General features: G+C 51.1%; 17 protein-coding genes. 7 read left to right on the top strand and 10 right to left on the bottom strand.

Translation table 11 applies throughout. The features are described 5' to 3' along the window. Nucleotides 1-114 precede the first annotated feature (114 nt). A complete protein-coding gene (locus METH5_RS0110765; RefSeq protein WP_029148518.1) occupies nt 115-804 on the top strand; it encodes a VIT family protein in 690 nt (229 codons plus the stop codon). A gap of 14 nt (nt 805-818) precedes the next feature. Here METH5_RS0110765 and METH5_RS0110760 read toward each other — a convergent pair whose 3' ends face one another. Continuing rightward, nucleotides 819-2,261: an ABC transporter substrate-binding protein gene (locus METH5_RS0110760; RefSeq protein ID WP_029148517.1), complete on the bottom strand. Its 1,443-nt coding sequence runs from the start codon at nt 2,259-2,261 to the stop codon at nt 819-821. A 13-nt stretch (nt 2,262-2,274) separates the two neighbouring features. After that, nucleotides 2,275-3,648, bottom strand: coding sequence for a 23S rRNA (uracil(1939)-C(5))-methyltransferase RlmD (rlmD, locus tag METH5_RS0110755; protein ID WP_029148516.1), 1,374 nt, complete (start codon nt 3,646-3,648; stop codon nt 2,275-2,277). 64 nt (nt 3,649-3,712) lie between these two features. Between rlmD and METH5_RS0110750 the strand changes: the two genes are divergently transcribed. Continuing rightward, nucleotides 3,713-4,204, top strand: a complete 492-nt coding sequence (locus METH5_RS0110750; RefSeq protein WP_232411023.1) for a hypothetical protein — start codon at nt 3,713-3,715, stop codon at nt 4,202-4,204. Nucleotides 4,205-4,328: 124 nt separating this feature from the next. On the opposite strand, the gene METH5_RS0110745 is transcribed toward METH5_RS0110750, so the two are convergent. Next, a complete protein-coding gene (locus METH5_RS0110745) occupies nt 4,329-5,099 on the bottom strand; it encodes a 3'-5' exonuclease (RefSeq protein WP_029148514.1) in 771 nt (256 codons plus the stop codon). A 299-nt stretch (nt 5,100-5,398) separates the two neighbouring features. On the opposite strand from METH5_RS0110745, the gene METH5_RS0110740 reads away from it, so the two are divergent. After that, nucleotides 5,399-6,061 carry a hypothetical protein gene (locus METH5_RS0110740; RefSeq protein ID WP_029148513.1) on the top strand — a complete coding sequence of 221 codons (663 nt, stop codon included), beginning with the start codon at nt 5,399-5,401 and terminating at the stop codon, nt 6,059-6,061. Between the two features lie 79 nt (nt 6,062-6,140). Here the strand turns inward: METH5_RS0110740 and METH5_RS0110735 are convergent, their stop codons facing one another. The 5 genes from METH5_RS0110735 to cysM form a co-directional block, all read right to left on the bottom strand. Then, on the bottom strand, nt 6,141-6,620 hold the full coding sequence (locus tag METH5_RS0110735) for a hypothetical protein (RefSeq protein ID WP_029148512.1): 480 nt from the start codon (nt 6,618-6,620) through the stop codon (nt 6,141-6,143). A 181-nt stretch (nt 6,621-6,801) separates the two neighbouring features. Further along, nucleotides 6,802-7,287: a YdbL family protein gene (locus tag METH5_RS0110730; RefSeq protein WP_198290692.1), complete on the bottom strand. Its 486-nt coding sequence runs from the start codon at nt 7,285-7,287 to the stop codon at nt 6,802-6,804. Beyond that, on the bottom strand, nt 7,284-7,541 hold the full coding sequence (locus tag METH5_RS14975) for a hypothetical protein (RefSeq protein WP_036307824.1): 258 nt from the start codon (nt 7,539-7,541) through the stop codon (nt 7,284-7,286). Before METH5_RS14975 ends, METH5_RS0110730 begins: the two co-directional genes overlap by 4 nt. Nucleotides 7,542-7,588: 47 nt before the next feature. Beyond that, nucleotides 7,589-9,541: a hypothetical protein gene (locus METH5_RS0110720; RefSeq protein ID WP_232411022.1), complete on the bottom strand. Its 1,953-nt coding sequence runs from the start codon at nt 9,539-9,541 to the stop codon at nt 7,589-7,591. Nucleotides 9,542-9,591: 50 nt separating this feature from the next. Beyond that, nucleotides 9,592-10,485, bottom strand: coding sequence for a cysteine synthase CysM (gene cysM / locus METH5_RS0110715; RefSeq protein ID WP_029148508.1), 894 nt, complete (start codon nt 10,483-10,485; stop codon nt 9,592-9,594). Nucleotides 10,486-10,681: 196 nt separating this feature from the next. Between cysM and METH5_RS0110710 the strand changes: the two genes are divergently transcribed. The 3 genes from METH5_RS0110710 to METH5_RS0110700 are packed head-to-tail and all read left to right on the top strand — an operon-like array spanning nt 10,682 to nt 13,868. Then, nucleotides 10,682-11,848 (top strand): GGDEF domain-containing protein, encoded by a 1,167-nt coding sequence (locus METH5_RS0110710; protein ID WP_029148507.1) that lies wholly within the window; start codon nt 10,682-10,684, stop codon nt 11,846-11,848. A gap of 53 nt (nt 11,849-11,901) precedes the next feature. Further along, the gene (locus METH5_RS0110705; protein ID WP_232411021.1) at nt 11,902-12,897 is read left to right on the top strand and encodes a hypothetical protein; all 996 of its coding nucleotides are present in this window, start codon (nt 11,902-11,904) and stop codon (nt 12,895-12,897) included. 29 nt (nt 12,898-12,926) lie between these two features. After that, nucleotides 12,927-13,868, top strand: a complete 942-nt coding sequence (locus tag METH5_RS0110700) for a 5'-nucleotidase (protein WP_029148505.1) — start codon at nt 12,927-12,929, stop codon at nt 13,866-13,868. Between the two features lie 26 nt (nt 13,869-13,894). On the opposite strand, the gene METH5_RS0110695 is transcribed toward METH5_RS0110700, so the two are convergent. Next, entirely contained in the window at nt 13,895-14,389 is a 495-nt protein-coding gene (locus METH5_RS0110695) for a disulfide bond formation protein B (RefSeq protein ID WP_029148504.1), read from the bottom strand. Between the two features lie 102 nt (nt 14,390-14,491). After that, nucleotides 14,492-15,547: a lytic transglycosylase domain-containing protein gene (locus METH5_RS0110690; RefSeq protein WP_029148503.1), complete on the bottom strand. Its 1,056-nt coding sequence runs from the start codon at nt 15,545-15,547 to the stop codon at nt 14,492-14,494. Nucleotides 15,548-15,720: 173 nt separating this feature from the next. On the opposite strand from METH5_RS0110690, the gene xseA reads away from it, so the two are divergent. Next, the gene (gene xseA / locus METH5_RS0110685; RefSeq protein ID WP_029148502.1) at nt 15,721-16,941 is read left to right on the top strand and encodes an exodeoxyribonuclease VII large subunit; all 1,221 of its coding nucleotides are present in this window, start codon (nt 15,721-15,723) and stop codon (nt 16,939-16,941) included. Nucleotides 16,942-16,988 lie beyond the last annotated feature (47 nt).

The raw sequence follows: 16,988 nt of genomic DNA, 5'->3' as shown, positions 1-16,988 counted from the left end.
TTCTAAGCGATTTGCCCGTGATAGACGGAGATTTGATGCAACACGCGATCAGTCAGTATAAATTCCATTAAAATCCCGATTACCTTCATTCATGACTTGCATTTGAGCGCCACCATGCCCCATCACGAATTACATTTTTTACAACGTAGCGGCTGGTTGCGCGCGGCCGTACTGGGCGCCAACGATGGCATTATTTCTACCGCCAGCCTGCTCATGGGCGTGGCTGCCGCCGGTGCAAGCCACCAGGCTTTACTGATGACCGGCGTCGCAGGGTTAGTGGCTGGCGCACTGTCTATGGCGGCGGGTGAATATGTGTCAGTGAGTGCGCAAACCGACATAGAACAGGCTGACCTGGCGCGTGAAGCCGAAGAGTTAAAGCAAAATCCCGAGAGTGAGTTACGTGAGTTGACCGGTATTTATATCCAGCGCGGCTTATCCCCCGAATTAGCCACACAGGTTGCGCGGGCCTTATCGCAACATGATTCTCTCGCCGCACATGCGCGCGACGAACTCGGTTTGCATGACAGCCAACAAACGCAACCACTACAAGCGGCACTGGCGTCAGCATTAGCCTTTGCCAGTGGCGCGGTACTGCCACTGATCACGGCCTGGCTGTCACCGCATGCACAGGCACAAGCCTGGCTCACAGCGAGCACGCTGCCCTTTTTAGCATTGCTAGGCATTGTTGCTGCCCGCACCGGCGGTGCCAGCATCGCAAAAAGTGTGAGCCGTGTCGTGTTATGGGGCGCATTGGCGATGGCGGCCACCGCACTGATCGGTCACTGGTTTGGCATTAACCCGTGAAGGCGTCTCAACAGCTAGTTGTTGGCTGGGTTAAACACCACTTGCACTAATCCATCCAGGTTGCCGTCTGGCATGGGCTGATAATCGGCAATCGTCTCTCGATAAGCAACGAACTGGCCCTCATACCAGAGCGGGATCACCGGCAGTTGGCTATGAATGCGTTGCGTGACGGCAGGCCAATCTTCTTTTTGCAACAACTGGTCCAGCACACCATCTTGATAGCGGCCACGGTTAAAGCCTTGCGGCGGCAAGCTGTTAGACGCGAAGACCTTGCTGTAAATTTCAGGGGTTTTAATGCCGACCCAGGTCAAGCCATAGAGCTGAAAGTTACCTTTTTGCACATCGGCAAAAAAAGTGCCCCAATCCAGGCTCTTGATTTGCAGGTCTATGCCCGCCTCTTGCATTTGCGCTTGTAAAATCGTCGCCAGCCGCACGCGTTGCGGATCGGTACTGGTTTTATAAATGAGCGTGAGCGGTAGTTTAATGCCTGCCGACTGCAACAACTGCCTGGCCAGCGCCGGTTGATAAGCATAAGGCTGCAAGCCAGCGTTACCGGCATAATGCTCTGGTGGCAAAATGGCACTGGCCTGGCGGCTATGGCTCACCATGACCTTATCAATAATCGCTTGCACATCAACCGCGTGGGCAATGGCGCGCCTCACCCGCACATCGCGCAGAAAATCTGCCTGCACATTGAGGCCAAGATAAGAATAGTTGGCGCCAACGCCCGTTTTCACCCGAATATTAGGTTGTTTTTGCAGGTACTTGACCAGCTCAGGCGGCAAGTCGCCCTGAATCAGGTCAGCTTCGCCGCGTTTGAGTTTGAGTACCCGCACATTGGGATCTTTCACTTCTTCAAAGCGAATCTTAAGGCCATCACTCAAGCGCTGCAGTTGCAATGCCGACTGCCAGTGATCCAGCTTAAACGGGCCGCTACCCACCGGGGCATGGCCAAAATCATGGTCGATTGCAATCAGGCGTGCAGGCAAAATGCCCACCATTAATCGCGCGGCAAAGTGCGGATCAGGGCGGCTGAGCTCAAAATCAATGGTGTTGGCATCCAGCGTCGTCATCTGCTTGATATGCTTGAACTCGGCCGTATGCGGCGAGTCTTTCAGTTGCAGCAGGCTATCGTAGGTGGCTTTCACATCAGCCGCGGTTAATGGCTGGCCATCGTGGAATGTCGCAGATTGAGACAACTGAAAGCGGTAGTGTGTCGCATCCAGCATTTGCCATGTGGCCAAACCCGGCACTTCACGCGAACGACTATCAAACTCGACCAGGCGCTGATAAATCAAGCGATTCATGCGCTCAGAAGCAGCATCAGTGGCATAGCGCGGATCGAGGTTTACCGGTGCCTGCGCAACGGCAAACACCAGCGAACGCGGTTCATTGGACGGCTCGCATCCACTCAAAGCGCAAACCAACAACAAACCGGGCAATAGCCGGCGCAACATGCTGGCCGTCACGTTAAATCTTCTCAAACAGGGCAATAGACTCCACATGCGCCGTGTGCGGAAACATGTTCATCACACCCGCGGCAGCTAAACGATAGCCTTTTGTCTGGGTCAAAATAGCCGCATCACGTGCCAGGGTGGATGGATTGCACGAAACATAGACAATACGCGAAGGTGCATGGCTAGACGTTGTATCGCCTGCATCTGGTAGCGCTTTGATCAACTCAATGGCGCCATCACGTGGCGGGTCTACCAGCCACTTATCAAACGCACCTAGCGCTTGCAAGGCGTCCGCAGTCATATCAAACAAGTCAGACTCTGCAAACTCTACATTGCTCACACCGTTTAACGCGGCATTTTCCAGCGCACGTTTCACCAGTGCTTGCGAGCCCTCAACGCCATACACGCTGGCACCACTACGCGCAATCGGCAATGTAAAATTGCCCAGGCCACAAAAGAAGTCAGCAATGCGCTCACCAGCTTGCGGCTGTAGCAACTGCAAGGCACGACGAATCATGACACGGTTAATCGCCGGATTGACCTGGGTAAACTCAATCGGGCTAAACGGATATTGCAGGTTAAACTCGGGCAAACTGTAGTGCAGCTTGTCGCCATGGGTGAACAATGGCTTCACCGTATCCGGGCCCTTGGTTTGTGTCCACACCTGGGCGCCATGCGTGTTTTCAAAAGCCTGAAACAATGCCACATCGGCGTCGGTCAGTGCCTCCATAATACGAAACACCAGCACTGTGGCGTCTTCACCTACGGCCAGCTCAATTTGCGGCAGTGCCTGCTTGATCGACAACTGGCCAATCAATGCTTTCAACGGCACAATCAGGTCAGACACCGGCTGCGTGAGGACCTCACAGCTATCCATTGCGGTGACATAGCTGGTGCCTTTTTCGTTAAAGCCAACCAGCACACCGCCTTTTTTCTCGACGTAGCGTACCCGCAAGCGGGCTTTGTGGCGATAATGCCACGGCGTGCCCTGAATCGGCGGCAGGATTTTATCAGCACGGACACGGCCAATGTGCCACAAATCGGCCTCCAGCATGCGCTGCTTGGCCGCTACTTGTGCCGAAAACTCCAGATGCTGCATGGCACAACCACCACAGGTGCCAAAATAAGCACAGCCCGGCGTCACACGCTGGCTGGACTGCTTGATCACCTCTAGCGTGGTTGCCAGCTCATAGGTCGCCTTGGCGTGATGCGAGACAAACTTCACCTCTTCAAAAGGTAAGGCGCCTTCAATAAAAATAACCTTGCCATCGACATGGGTCACACCGCGACCTTCCTGGTCGAGCGATTCAATGGTGGCAATGCGGGGAGTCTGCGCTGCCCTGGCGGCAGACGACAGGTTGGAAGATCTTTGACGGTTGTTTCTCATAGCCTGTCATTTTACCTGATTTGGGCATACAATCATCCAGCAAACCAATCAAAATAAGGATTCCATGATGCTCAAACAATGGCGCTTAACCACAGTACTGGTGGTCGCACTTTCTTCATCGTCTTTTTGCCTGGCCGACGAAGTGGCTATTCAGCAAGAGGCTCACGGCGTGGATTATGTCACTGGTGGTATCGGCTCAGAAGAGGTTGACGCCATGGAGTCGTTTAAAAAACAGTTTAATTTATACTTTTTGTTTTCTGAAGGTAAAGCTGGCCGTGTGATTGACGACGTCAACCTGAGCATTCTTGATAGCAAAAACCAAACCGTGTTTGCACTGGAACATGCCGCGCCCAGACTGCTACTCAACTTGCCATCGGGCAAATATCAGGCGGTGGCCAGTTACCTCGGTAGCGAGCAACGCTATCGTTTCACGCACGATGCTAAAAAACATCAACGTGTGATATTAAACTGGAAAAACAAGATTGATGAAGATACGGTAGAACCGGTGGCTGAGGATGCTGCAGACACTGAAGCACCAGCCACTGAGACGCCTTAACAAATATTTTGCCGCAGATAAACGCGGATTAACGCAGATCATAAAAACGTTTTAAAACTATTTTTGATGTTATCGGCGTTAATCCGCGTTTATCTGCGGCAATAAATTAAGTTTTTTAGAAACCTCAAGCCCAGGCGGCCAAAAACTGCTGCCAATGTTCTCCGCTGTAGCCAGATAGAGTCTCGCGTACCAACTGAATTTCAGCCGCATAGTTAGCCTCATTCAAGTGGCCACGCATTTTAAGAAAACGCAAATACACCAGATGCGTGTTGGCGACATCGGTTTCGCAATAATCACGGATCGCCTTTACTTCACCATTCAAATACGCCTGCCACACTTTGCTGCCATCCATACCCAGTTTGCCTGGAAAGCCACATAGCTGCGCCATTTGATCCAGCGGCGCATTGGCGCGTCCGCTATACATGGCCAGCACATCCATCAAGTCTAAATGGCGCATGTGATAACGGCTGATGTAGTTATTCCATTTAAAGTCTTTATCGTCTTCGCCTAAGTCCCAATAACGTGGTGCGGCGATGCCGTGCACCATGGCGCGATAATGCAATACCGGTAAATCAAAGCCGGCGCCATTCCAGCTCACGAGGTTGGGCGTATATTTTTCAATGCCATCAAAAAAGCGCTGGATAATTTCGGCTTCACTCGACTGCTCGTCGCCCAATGTCCAAACGCGAAACTGGCTACCTTCGCGCAAAGCACAAGAAATCGCGCATATGCGCTGTAAATGATGGGGCAAAAAGTCGGTGCCATTGTGCTGGCGGCGCTGGTGAAAGGCGATATTGGCCACGTCAGCATCGCTCAAACTGGCAGGCAGGTCATGTAACTGACGAATCCCGTCCACATCAGGGATGGTTTCAATATCAAACACCAAACTTAGCATGGCAACACCTGTAAAAAAATTGTTTTTTAAAATAGCACAGCGCCCATGCTTACACCAGAAAACCTTACTTTCAGGTGCATGTTGTACAAAAAGCTGATCGTTTGTATCAATTGATACAATTGAAGGTCATTTGTATCAATTGATACATTTAAATAACTGATTTATAAAGACTTTTTGTGTTTTTTCAAGCAATCAAAAAACCTAACTCCGCTTTAATCTGACACTGTTCAGTCAACACGATGCATGGTCAACGCACCTTTTGCATCAGCCCTGAACCTTTACAATTTACGGAGTACATCATGACATCTATCAGTTCACTCAGCAGTAGCAGTGCGATTCAATCATTTTCGCAGGTCGGCCAACGCAGCGGCATGCAACCACCGCCACCACCGCCCGATGGCGAGGGTCAAGGCAAAGATGGCGGCGGTTTGCTTGGAGCCATTGACTCGGCATTAAAAAGTGCGGGCATTGAAGGCGGCCTGGAATCTATATTTGGCCAGTCTGGCACTAGCAGTACAACGAGTAGCACGGACAGCACAGACACTAGCACAAGCAGCGATAGCACGACCGATGCAGCCAGTGCACTGAATAGTTTTTTACAAAACCTGATTAGTGCCTTGCAGTCTCAGGGCACAACAGACACCAGCAGCACAGAAAGTAGTGATAGTGCAACTGAAGCGAGTGCGACCCAGGGCATGCCACCACCACCGCCTTATGGTGGGAATGGCATGGAGTCTAAATTGCAAAGCCTGATTTCTTCGTTGAGTAATGGCAGCACGAGCGATAGCACTGACACCAGTTCGGACAGCAGCGACAGCGACCTGCAAAGCAGCTTTCAATCGCTGGTGAGCTCGTTAGGTGGTAACAGCGACAACGCCAGCCTGAGTGGATTTTTACAAGCGCTGTCTGGCAGCATGCAACACCGCGGCCCGGCAGGCAATGTGGTGAGTACCACGGCCTAGACCGTTACCTACGTGACACGCAAGACTGAAAAGCAACTACCACTTTAACCAGTGGTAGTTGCTACATTCAGCAAGCTAATCAGGCAAACTCCAGCTGCATAATATCTGTGTCAGCATCTTCTTGCAGCCACTCGGCGGGCGCTTTATGCAAACGGATAGGCGCATTCATCTCTTCACCGTCAAACGTCAAAATGGCATAGCTAATGTCTTGTGGCGCTTCGATTGGTGTGAACTTGGCAAAACCGAAATCGGCATTACGCATCACCTGCCAGGCTCCTGAGGGTTCTGCATATTCTGCTTTGGCAAAGTAGTGTGCAATTTGCCTGTCAGTCGCCGCCTTGAGCGCGCAGTCATTCTCGCGCGACATCACAGACCAGCGATAATCCAGGCCATCGGCAATCGGCTGCAATTGCATCAGATACCAATGCACGTTTTCACGTGCCAGCTGTATCAGAGATCGCACACGACCAGTATGATGATTCAGAATGTAATAAATCCCCACATCCTGCTGATGAATATTTTCACCCAAGCGAGGGAGAACGAAAAGATTAGTTGCCACAGCGGACCCCTTTCATCGAAACATACACTTTGATTGTATGCAATGAACATGCCTGAAACTGAAAGCCGATACTTTTACTACGCTATTCATCAAATTGCCATGACAGGCAATGATCACGCCCCTGGCAGCATACACACCGTTTTAATCTAGCCTGAATCAGCCAAGCTGTTGTTTCGCCTGCCTATTTAGGCAGCCATCGCCCATCCCGCTGCACAAACCAGCCGGTTTGCGCTTTATCAATCCAGCGCTGGGCAAACGTGCGCTGAATTTCGCCCTCCCACTCAGAGTGACCATTTGCGGCAGCGATGCCTTGGTATAACTGGGTGCGATCAGCATTTTCGTCCTTGACCAGCGCAGCTAACGCACTACGTTGGGACAGTGGCACCAAACCGGCCTCTTTTACTGCAACAAAGCCGTCTGCCGTCAATCCCACCGCACCCGATTGATAATGCGGCAACAGTTGCCTGTGACGGCTTTGCATACTGGCTTTCACCGCGGCAACCGCAGGCGTGTTTACATCGAGGTCGGCTGCCGCATGGGCGGGTAATATAAGCACGGCACTCAAACAAAAACCGAATAACACAGACTTTAAAATAGCATAGCCATGGCGCAGACATAATAGCAACCAGCCACACAAGTTATACAAACGTTTCAGACACTGGGTCATGGTGATGGCTCCTGATTCACTGAAGGCGCAGCCGGGGTGGTAGCAGGTGCAGTATGCTGATCCGCCGCCGGGTTTTGTCCGGCAGGCATCTGCCAGATTTCGTCTATCACTTTATCTGCAGCTTTTTCGGCGGCAGCGGCCGGAAAGTAGATATTAATAGTGACGCAAGCGCTGAGACTAGTGGCTGCCAGCGCCAGCGCCCCTGTACGCACCCAGTGCACGCATGCATGCTGTTTGATCAAAGTCAGGTTCAATCCGAGTCCTTTCTGACACCCTATTGGCACTTTATATTGATTAAAGTTTAATCAATGATGATTTTACTATTGCTATCGGTGACGCGTTGCATGCGCCCCAACACATCTTTCCAACTGACATATTGTGTATAGCCATTCACGTTGACCGAAGGCGCGCCTTTGCCTTTTACAATCACAAACCCGTCCGGCAGTTGCTCAACGCCACCCATTTTGCAAATATCGCCGCGCAATTCACAACTGAGGCCAATTTTTTCATAGCCAAATTCTTTAAAAAATCGCAAAAAGGTACGTTGCAATGCGGCTGCAGTGCCCTCGCCGCCCAAGGCAGTAATATTTTCTACCGCGCGCTGCGAAATTTTCTTTTCAAATGGGCCGTCCGCAGTACGCACCGAGGCATTCATAGAGATGGGTTTCCAGTTTTGCAACCGCAAATGCTTGATATCGCCCTCCAGCTTGCCACTGATAGAGCCAAAGTTAAATGTGCGTGTGACTTCACCCAGGTCAATCTCGCGCATGGTGAAATTGGCGTGTAACTTGGGCACTGCGCCCAACGGGTCATCAATATCCAGATCAGACATCCCGACCATGCCATTAAACAATTTAAATTGCATATCACCCATCATTCGTAACTCATGGTTGGCATAAGTCACTAACGGAATCGTGCCCGCAATCTGGCCACGCATGGTAGGCCAATCCAGCGCCTGACTAAAACTGGTCATGCTAATCGGCTGTAAATCCATTTTGACATGCCAGACCATGCTTTGATTAATCCAGGCGGCAGAAATATCCTGAAAATCTAGCCCGCCATCCAAAATCGGCAACTGTAAACGCGGCGCCGTAATCGAAAACCGGTTGACCTCAGCTTGCCAACGGGTTGCGCCCAGCGGAATTTTTAAAATGTGCCCTGACTGGTAACCCATGGTAATTTGCTGGGGATGGTCGTAATCCCACGGAATATCGGCATTAAAGTGGGTAAAGCCAAACTTGCCCAGCTGGTCTTCGACGCTGGCGTCAGTAATGTTGAGATGAAACTTCAGTGGCTGCAAGCCTTTGGCTTCAAACGACCAGTCGGCCTTGCCGGAGACATTTAAATGGCCAAACGCCGAGTGCGGAATCAGTGGCTGGATAAACGCCTGGTAAACACCTTTAAAATCGACCTCTTTGGCATCGACCTTTAAAAACTCAAATTGTTTACTGATGAGATTGATGCGGCTTTGGCTATGCAGGGTGCCTACGCCTTGCAACTCCAGCGTGGCCTGTTCAATATCAACCGTGGGCTCATGGTAAAAGCCACGAATCTCAAACCGCTTGTTGCCTTCAGCAAAGTAAAATGGTTGCCAGAACAACTCGCCCTGCTGCCACTGAAACACACCCTGCCAACGCCAGCCACCGGCTTGTTCGTGCGCAGCCAAATTGACTTTACCCGTGAGTTTATCGCCTGCATGCAAGCCAGCCGCATCACTAAATTTGGCCTCACGCACCGCTAATTCAACATCGACCCCTCTGGCAGCCGGGCCAGTGTTATCCTGCACTTTCCAGGTGGGGGTCACCAGTACATTAAATGGCACATGCGAGCGCACATCGTGATACAAACCATCTTCACAATGCCAGGTTTGCACCGCTGCCTGCGCTGGCACCTGGCAGTTCAAATGAAATGTGCCCCACACCTCATCTTGCAGTGCCTTCACTTCGGCATCAAAAGACAACGTAGGCTGACGCGTTTGTGGCGAGTGAGTGTTGGCGCCGTAATCGAGAAAAATTTTAGGGTGACGCACCTGATAAGGGGGCATCTGTAATTGGTCAGACGTAATCAGCGCTGTTGGCCTGGCGCTCATATCCAGCATGATATTAGGCTTATCTAATTTGGCATCGCCGATTTGCAGGCGCTCGGCATGCACTTGCACCTGCTGTTTGCTATGTAAATTGACTACCGCATGCGGCTTATCAAGCTGAAAAAGATCGCTGGTGATGCTGTCTGCACTGAGGCTGATTTCGGTCATGGCGCTCAGTTGCGCCGACCAAAACAAAAGCATCAGCCCGCAGATGCGCATCAGTCTGGAAACACCCCGGTAGATAAATAGCGGTCACCGCGGTCGCAGACAATCGCCACAATCACGGCATCGTTGACTTGTTTGGACAGTTGCAAGGCAGTATATAAAGCGCCGCCACTCGAAATGCCCGCAAAAATACCTTCTTGGTTGGCCAGCTTGCGCGTGGTGTCTTCAGCCTGTTGTTGACTGACATAACGCAACTCATCAATGCGTTTGGCCTCAAAAATAGACGGCATATAGGCTTCTGGCCATTTGCGTATGCCAGGAATTTGCGCGCCCTCTTCAGGCTGCACACCGATGATTTGTATCTCAGGATTTTGCTCCTTGAGATAGCGCGACGTGCCCATAATGGTGCCTGTTGTACCCATGCTGGAGACAAAATGCGTGACTTTTCCTGCAGTATCACGCCAAATCTCAGGCCCGGTGCCTTCATAATGGGCCAACGGATTATCCATATTGCCAAACTGGTCGAGCACGATGCCCTCGCCTTCGGCTTGCAACTTGAGCGCCACATCGCGTGCCAGCTCCATGCTACCTTCTTTAGGCGTTAACACCAGCTCAGCACCATAAGCTTTCATGCTTTGGCGACGCTCAATAGACTGATTCTCAGGCATCACCAACACCATTTTGTAACCGCGCATGGCAGCCACCATGGCCAGCGCAATCCCGGTATTGCCACTGGTCGCCTCAATCAAGGTATCACCAGGTTTGATTTGGCCACGTGCTTCCGCGCGCAAAATCATGCTGTAAGCAGGCCTGTCTTTCACCGAGCCAGCCGGGTTATTGCCCTCAAGCTTGAGCAAAATAGTATTGCTCGGATTAGGGTTCATGCGTTGTAAAGCGACCAGTGGCGTATTGCCAACAAAGTCATCCAAAGTTTTGTATGGTTTCATAACAGACCGATGTGTGTTGTTTTCCAGATGGAACGGGGGCAGATGCCCCAAATATTCTGAATTTAAACGATTAAAATTAATACACGCAATGCTTAATATATGTAAAATTCCAGTGTCGTTCCTGATTTAGCTGGTGAAGTACTGATTTTACATAAACTGCCTGCATCGCAAAAACAATAATTACCAAGGAAACCGGATGTTCAAGAAGTGGATTAGCCAAGCGCTTGTCGTCATGTTGCGTCCGATCAAGCTTTTTCCAGAGCTCAGCGAAGCTGATAACGTCCGCTATAAAGTCGTTTTTCTCAATAATGTGTTTGCGTTCTCCGGCATTGTATCGCTGTCCATGGGGATTATCCGCTGGAACCTGCAACCTTTTATTGGCCGGGTAGACTTAGTCTCAGCCTTTCTGGCGTTTGGTTTGTTGTGGGTGCTCTATCGCTACCAGAAAAACATTGAGTTAATTGCCAGCATTGCCTTATGGCTTTGTTTTATGCAATTTTTAACCGTGTTTTTTATGGGCATGGGCACCACCACCCGCAGTGCTCTCTTGTTACTCATCCTGGCAGCCGCGTTTTACCTCAAAGGCCGCGTGGCCGGCTACTACATGCTGGCGACCTTGCTGCTATTGGTGATCAGCAACCATGTGATTGGCATTTTTCCGTCCGAATATAGCAACCTGGATATTCTCAGCCTGTGCTTTTACCTGCTGGCGCAGTTTTTTATTATTCGCAATTACGAGTGCCTGCGTGAGTCACAAACCAGCCACTTAAAAGCGCTGAATACCGACCTCGAAGCCCTGGTTAAACAACGCACCGAGCAATTGGCTGCCGCCAACACTGCCCTAGAGATCGAAAAAGAAAACCTTAAAACGCTTTCTAGCACTGACCATTTAACCGGCCTCAGTAACCGCCACCACTTTGAAACCGTGTTTGCTGAACACTCCCCCCCTGTCACGCGCAGAAAAATTTCTGACGCCCTGATTTTGATAGACATCGACCACTTTAAAAAAATCAATGATACCCACGGCCATATATTGGGCGATGTCGTCATCAAAGCCGTGGCAAGCTGCATCAAAAAGCATAGTCGTATTTCAGACATTACTGTGCGCTGGGGCGGCGATGAACTGATTATTTACGCACCACGCACAACCCTCAAGCAAGCCACGCAACTGGCAGAAAAAGTGCGTCATCAGATCAACGCCATGCACCTGGCTGGCGTGGGCAACATCACCATTAGTGCGGGTGTTGCTGTGCTACATGCTGGTGACAATCTGTCGCAACTATTGCAACGCGCAGACCAGGCGCTGTACGAAGCCAAGCAAGCTGGCCGTAACAGCGTGTATGCCGCCGCCGCGCTAGACTAAGTCACCGCAATTAGATATCTTTCAACCCTTCTGTCGTTTTTGTATTACTCATCATGCTTAAGTGTTCTGCCGCTGCGTTTGTACTTGCCTGTTTGTCCGCTCTACTCAGCCCCATCGCCCATGCCGAACAATGGCAAACCGTGCCAGGCCGCGAAAAGTTTCTCACCGTTGCGGTCGACCTCGATTCACTGCAAGTTGGCCAGCACGACGACATGGTGTATTTCAAGCTAAGGGCAGACGACCATGACGACACGATTGCCACCCGGTTTGTACAAGCCTCTTGCAGTGAGTTTTCGTTAGAAGTTGAGCGCGAAACCGTGTTTCATCAAGCCAGCCAGACATCAGAAAGCATGGACTGGAAAAACAATCACGCTCTGGCAAGCCACCCGGCATTTGCCCAGGCCCGATTATCGTTTTGGGGTGTGACGCAAGCCTACGGCCAAGCCATTGCGTTGGCGTGTCGACGCGTGGGTAATCATTCGCCAGAGCGGCTGCACATTATGCAAGCCGAAAACTGCGCGCCTGCTAATCCTTTACGCAAAGTCGCCTGCGCCAGCCACGCCAGTTGGCGCGCCAACTACAAATTGTATTTTTCGCGCTCACATGACGTGATTCATAACTGCGGCATTTCAGAAGAGCGCATGACCAAACAAGCGGCCTGGCTGCTCAAGGGTGTGATGCGTTGCCAAACAGAAAGCTGCGGCAACGAGATTCTCGAAGACTGGATCCACAAACGCGGGCAAGACATTGCCAATGTGATTCACATGCAAAAAGCAGACAGCACATGGCACGCAACCTCACAACCCGCGCCGCTATGCCAATCGCTCAACCAGGCCGACCAGGCCATTGCCAGCTTGCAAACCGAAGAGATTTACGCCAAAGCCAAATACCTGGGCTGTTTAAAGCGCGAAACCGCCAAACTGCGCGCCGCCAATACGCCGCACGAAACACTGTCGCAACAAGCAGAGCAATTATGTGATGCGCCATTTAAAGAGTGGCATGAGGCGATCTCCAAACAATCGGCCATGTCAGACGTAACCGGTAGATAACAACCCTTAACGCTCAATTTCCAATCATCATGGCATACACCCTAGAAAACAGATTAGTGATAGGCGTCGCATCGAGTGCGATGTTTGATTTGTCAGACTCTGACGCAATCTTTAAAAGAGACGGTGAGGCGCTTTATCGCAAGTTCCAAGAGCGCAACCTTAACAACCCGCTGCCCAAAGGCATTGCATTTTCATTCATCAAACGGCTGCTCTCTCTAAATGACTTGAGCGCCCATCCAGATGACCCGCTGGTTGAAGTGATATTGCTATCAAAAAACGATCCTGATACAGGCCTTAGGGTCATGAAGTCTATAGAGCATTACAAGATCGGCATGACGAGAGCCATATTCATGCAAGGCCAAGCGCCGTACAAGTTTATTCCTGCACTCAACATATCCCTTTTTCTCTCGGGCAACAAAGACGATGTCGATTCTGCCATTCGCCTGAATATGCCTGCCGGCCATGTCATGAACTCAGCGGTGATTGATGACGAAGAGGATGCTGGATTACGCATTGCCTTCGACTTTGATGGTGTGCTGGTCGACGATGAGTCTGAAACAGTTTTTCAAGCCAGAAAAGACGTGAACGAATTCAAAGCGCACGAAGCGATGAATGTCATGCAACCTCATAATCCTGGCCCATTGCAGCAATTACTTGTGCGTGTTTCCTCCATTCAATTCGCCGAAGAAGAAAAGAAAAAACTGGATCCTTCTTACAAAAACCGTTTGAGAGTTTCGATTGTGACAGCGCGTGATGCGCCAGCACATGAACGCGCCATGAACACCCTAAAAAGTTGGGGCGTGATGGCGAATGACGCGTTCTTTCTGGGCGGCATTGAAAAAAGCAAAGTTCTTGCGGTATTAAGACCGCATATTTTCTTCGATGATCAATCCGGGCATTTAAAAACAGCTTCTGAAGTGGTGCCTTCAGTACATATTCCTTTTGGCGTGACGAATCAGAAAAAAACTTAAATAGACTGAGCACTTCACCTCAGTCTTTAAGCGCGTGCGCGAAACAAAAATACCGCATACGTGCCAAACAACACGAAACTGATCAAACCCAGTTGTGGCAAGGTCAGGCCGAGAAATGTCCAGTCGATCGCCGCGCAGTCACCAGTACCGCGAAATACCAGGGTCAGTGCTTTTTTGAGTGGGAAGTTTTCAAACATATAATCAAAACCGACGCCGCAGTCGGCAATGATCTCTTCTTTGTGCGCCTGCAACCACCAGTGACGAATGGCCACACCCGCGCCGCCGAGGGCGGTGAGCACTTCTACCAACGTGAGCGCAGCATGCAGCCATGACTTAGGTGAAACAAAGGCATGCGCCAAAAACAATACGCCCAGGCTCATGAATATAATGCGTTGCGAAATACACAACGGGCAAGGCTCGAGCTGATTCTGTACTTGTATGGTCAATGCCAGCGCCACAATTCCAAATGCGGCCAAAAAGCCTAATATATAGCCGCCACGACCCTTAAACCACTGACACATTGCCTACTCCTGCGCGTTGAATGAAGCTTAAATTGTAATAGATAACGCGCTTATGATACTGCCTGCGTGCACATCGTTCCCTGACTTTATGCATTCAACCCATTAAGAAGCCGCCTGCGTGCCGTTAGCCTGATACATGGCCGACTTTTGTTTGACTTCATGGTGTTTCTTTTTGTAATAATGCCCAATGCGTTTCACGTAGTCACGCGTTTCTGGGTAAGGTGGAATGCCCTGATGCCTCTGTACGGCATGTTCACCGGCGTTATACGCCGCCGCAACCAGCTCGACATCACCTTTAAAATAGCTGATCAGCCAGCGCAAATAAGACAAGCCACCTTTAATATTTTGTTCGGGATCATAGGCGTCCTTCACATGAAACCTGGCTTGCGTATCCGGCAACAACTGCATCAGGCCCTGTGCTTTTTTGCGCGAGGTGGCTTTAGGGTTAAAGCCAGACTCCACCGCAATCACCGCCATAGCAAAGTCAACATCGACGCCGTACACCGGCGCATGCTTTTTCACCAGTTGATAAATCGGGCCACGCTTGCGAAACAACACCTCCGCCGCAGAGTTACCTTGTTTGAGCATACAGGCGGGTAACACCGCCAGCTCGGCATTGCCAGGTTCGTTATCCAGCCACACTCTGGCATCGCGATGGCCTTGTATTGCGGCTAAGCTGAAAAAACGCGCTGCAATATCATGATTGACGGCCACGCCTTTGCCCGCGCTGTAAAACCAGCCCATGGCAAATTGCGCATCCGGGTCGCGCGACTCCCCGGCCAGCGTACAATAATGGGCATGCGCTTGCTCATAACTGGTCAGCCCAAGGGCATTTTTAGTACCTGCTGCCAGACTGACCTGCAATTTAATAAATTGTTTATAGGCCTCATTTCTGAGTGTGGACTGCTCGCGGCTAAAACCGGGCGCTGGCGCGTCAACCTGTGGGAGGTGTGTCGTTTCTACCAATGACCGAATCTCACTCGCAGGTGCTGTTTCAGTCGAGCGCTGGGGGTCACTTGATAATGGCTCAGCCAGTTCATCGGCAAGCTCTTCAGCATGGGTCACGTGCGGTAAAAGTGCCGCGCAGGCAAGCGCCACGCACCACCCAAACCATAAGCTGGTACGACGCGCCGCAGTGTGAGGAATGTTCAATTGCATTCGGATAAAAATATCTCCAGGCCTGGTTATATTTAATGACTCATTTACTGGCACAAAGTGCCAAGCCGCAGGTGAAAACGACGCAAAAAAGACTTCTGCCTGCCAACATTAGCTTAGGGGTTCACGCAAAAAACATAGCCAAACGGCAATCTGCTGTTGGATAATGCATGGCTATGACTAACCTGTTATCGACGCCTTTTAAGCAAATCTTGAATGTCAGCGACCTGACCCGGCTGACAAAAGAACTGCTGGAAACCAGCTTTCCACTGTTCTGGATCAGTGGCGAAATTTCCAATTTCACACGTGCCGCTAGCGGTCACTGGTATTTCTCGCTCAAGGATGATCGCGCCCAGGTACGTTGTGTGATGTTTAAAGGCCGTAACAGCCTGGTTGGCAGCATGCCACGTGAAGGTGACCTGATTGAAGCGCGTGCAACCGTCACCCTGTATGAAGCGCGCGGTGACTTTCAACTGACCATTGAGTTTATGCAACCGGCCGGCATGGGCAGGCTCTATGAAGCGTTTGAGCAATTAAAACAGCGCTTGCAAACCGAAGGTCTGTTTGACCTGTCGCGCAAAAAAGCCATTCCAGCCAGCCCGCAACGCATAGGCGTGGTGACCTCGCCTGATGCAGCCGCCTTGCGTGATGTGCTCACCGCCATCCGCAGGCGCTATCCTGGCATGGGTGTGGTGATTTATCCAACGCCAGTGCAAGGCAAAGGCTCAGCCGCGTTAATTGCGCAAGCCATACAACTGGCCGACCAGCGCCAGGAGGTTGATACGCTGCTGATTTGTCGTGGTGGCGGCAGCATTGAAGATTTGTGGTCATTTAACGAAGAAGTCGTTGCGCGCGCCATTGCGGCCTGCCGGTTGCCGACCATTAGCGGCGTTGGCCATGAAACCGACTTTACCATTGCCGACTTTGTGGCTGACCTGCGCGCAGCCACGCCCACGGCCGCAGCCGAACTGGCTTGCCCGGATCAATCACAATTACGCCAGCAGGTTGCGCAATCGCAACAACGCCTGATGCGCGCAATGCAATCGCTACTGCGCCAGCAATCGCAAACACTGGATTATTTGTCGCGCCGCCTGATTTCACCCGTGCAGCAATTACAACAACAAACACAGGCCTTACAGCAATGGCAACATCGCTTGCAATTGGCCATGCAACAATATTTACAAGGCCGTCGTCGTCGGCTGGAGTACCTCGCCACCAGCCTGCAACAACTCAATCCGCACCAGGTGCTGGCACGCGGCTACGCCATTGTGCAACAGCAAGATGGCCGTGCCGTGACGAATGCCAGCCAGCTTGCGGTTGGCGAAAGCCTGCAAGTGACGCTACACCAAGGCCAGGCGCAAGTCGTGGTTGAGAAGCGCTTGCCTACTGAGCAGTAGGCTTTTCATGCAATCATCCACAAAGGCGCAACCAGCGCAGATTATTT

This window comes from Methylophilus sp. 5 (genome assembly GCF_000515275.1).
Classification (GTDB): Bacteria; Pseudomonadota; Gammaproteobacteria; order Burkholderiales; family Methylophilaceae; genus Methylophilus.
The sequence above is the reverse complement of the archived record's forward strand: the minus strand, read 5'-3'. Positions and strand labels throughout refer to the sequence as shown.